Here is a 793-nt window from a genome sequence, read left to right on the forward strand (position 1 = left end):
GATAAGGTTAGAAACAGAGATGAGGTTATTGGGTTTATAGTAATATCTTTTGTTTTTCTTGAGTAGCTGTAAGAAAACTGTAATACCAGCATTGAATAAAAGATAGGTCGCAACTATGACCAACATGACTGCTATAAAGAAAGTAACAGTCGCTGATACTGGATCTTTTACGATTTGTGCTAGATAGTAGCCACTACCTAGTGCAATTAGTCCTACAAGTGTCTGAAGGACTAGAAAACGCCCCTTCTTCTCACCTTTCGCTTTCTCACGAGAGAGTTGGAGAGCATCCATACGGATAATGCGTACAGCGTTCAGGAAGACGATGACTAAAAAAATAAGACCAAACACTAGAAGGATTGAAAGAACTACGGACCATTGAAAGGTTGCGACTAGCTCTACCTTCATCTTTGCAAGTTTAAGCAATATAGCAAAGATGAGATTGTCAAAGAGGGCACCAATCCCAATCCCAGAAGTCACTGTTACTAAACCAAATATCAGGAGCTCCTTGAAGGTCATACCAATTAAATGGCGCTTTTCTAGTCCCAACATACCATAGACACCCAGTTCTTTTGAGCGATTTTTCATGACAAAACTGTTGGCATAAAGAACGATAATGGCTGATGCAAGTGTCACTACGACAAGCCCTAGTTGTAGGGTAAATTGAATAGCGGATGCACCACGCAAATCACCAATTTTAGGATTAAAGGCTACGGAATAAAAGAGATAGCTGATAGTGACTGCCAAAATGACAGACAAAGCAAAGGGATAATAGAGTTTGCGGTTTTTGATTAAG

Annotated in this window: 1 protein-coding gene; it reads right to left on the minus strand. The window is 39.7% G+C overall.

Features of this window, described 5'->3' with window-relative positions:
* The coding region (locus tag HMPREF2728_RS06400; RefSeq protein WP_186822195.1) for an FtsX-like permease family protein at window positions 1–793 on the minus strand (793 nt) is incomplete at both ends.

This window comes from Streptococcus sp. HMSC061D10 (assembly GCF_001808865.1).
In the GTDB taxonomy this organism is placed as follows: Bacteria; Bacillota; Bacilli; order Lactobacillales; family Streptococcaceae; genus Streptococcus.